Genomic DNA, 1,509 nt, shown 5'->3' on the forward strand with positions numbered 1-1,509 from the left:
CCCCAATGCCGCTCAGTTAGGGCTGGGGTGTGGTTGTCAACCGTCGTGGATGTGGATGGTGTGGGTGATCTTGTAGTTGTTGCGGTCGGTGGTGGCGGTGGCGCGGTGTTTGGAACTGGCGCGTTTGACGATCCGGGGGCTGGTGCGGGCGCGGCGGGTGGGGAGGAGGGCGGCCAGTACGGCGTGGCCGATGGTGCCGACCAGGTCGATGGTGGTGTCGGCGATGACGCCGGCCGCGTGGACGATCTGGTCGCGGGCGGTGTGCAGGGCGATGGTGAAGCTGCCGCGGTCGGGTGGGGTGGCGGGCTGGGTGAGTGCTGCGTCGGCGATCGCGGTGCGCAGGGCCTGGTAGGTGATCAGGAGGGCGTAGATCTCCTGGGTGATGCCGTCGGGGGTGCGGGCCCTGAGTACGCGTCCGCCCAGGATCGTGGACTTCAGTTCCAGGTAGGTCGTTTCGATCTCCCAGCGCTGGTGGTAGAGCTCGACCAGGTCGATGGCCGGGTAGCGGTGGTGATCGGTCAGGGTGGTGAGCAACCGGTAGCGTCCGGTCCGGCTGGGTCCGCCCGCGCAGCGCACCACGATCTCGGCTTCGATCACGCGCACGGTCACCGTGCCGATCCGGGTCAGCCAGGACCCGTCGCCGCAGTGTCTCGTGGGCCGCAGCCGCCGGTTGTCCTTGCAGCGGATGAGCAGGACGGCCTCGGTGGCGGCGACGGCCTCGATCAGGTTTTTGACGGCGAAGTTGCGGTCGGCCAGCAACAGCATGCCCGGCCGCAGGCATCCGGCCAGCCGCGGCGCGTACGTCGTCTCGCCCACATCACACGGGCCGAACACCGCGTCGATGACGGTGCGGGTGCCACACGCGACCACCGCCAGCAACCGGATCATCGGATACCCCGCATCACCGTTCGGGCCAGCGCGATGGCGACCGTAGGCGGACACGTTCTTCTCACCGTTCGGGACCGACAAAGTGGTGCCGTCGATCGCGCACAGCAACAAGCCACGCCACCGCGGCGCCCCGACCGGTGGCCCGGACAGCAGCTGAAACAACGCCCGCAACGGCCCGGCCCCAACCCGACGGCGCGCCTGCGACAACGCCGACGACGACGGCCTCGCCGCCGTCACCCCCGCGGCACCGTCCAGGCCCGCGACCAGCCGCGCCCAAACCTGCCCGTAGCCCAACTCGGCGAACAACCCGGCCGCGAGCAGCAAATACACCACAACCCGCGACGGCAGATCCCGAACCCGCGCCTGCACCCGCCGACTCGAGGCCAGCACCTCATCAACCATCTCGAACGGCACGATCTGGGTCAGCTCACCCAAATGCCCCGGCGCGAACCGACCCGACGCCACCCGGACCACACGCGAAATGACACACTGAACCAACAGCGGGACTCCTTATGAAGCGATGTCTGCCAGGACAAGCGCTTCCTACCGGGAGTCCCGCTGCTTCACGTTCACCGACACACCGCTTGACACCAAACCGTACCCACTAACTAAGCGGCATTG

1 protein-coding gene is annotated in these 1,509 nt (G+C 68.2%); it reads right to left on the reverse strand.

Translation table 11 applies throughout. The features are described from left to right. Window positions 1–36: 36 nt before the first annotated feature. Window positions 37–1,353 (reverse strand): IS4 family transposase, encoded by a 1,317-nt coding sequence (locus tag AB0B82_RS35410; protein ID WP_360178972.1) that lies wholly within the window; start codon window positions 1,351–1,353, stop codon window positions 37–39. Window positions 1,354–1,509: the final 156 nt, after the last annotated feature.

The sequence above is a fragment of the Kribbella sp. NPDC048915 genome (assembly GCF_040649595.1).
Taxonomy (GTDB): Bacteria; Actinomycetota; Actinomycetes; order Propionibacteriales; family Kribbellaceae; genus Kribbella.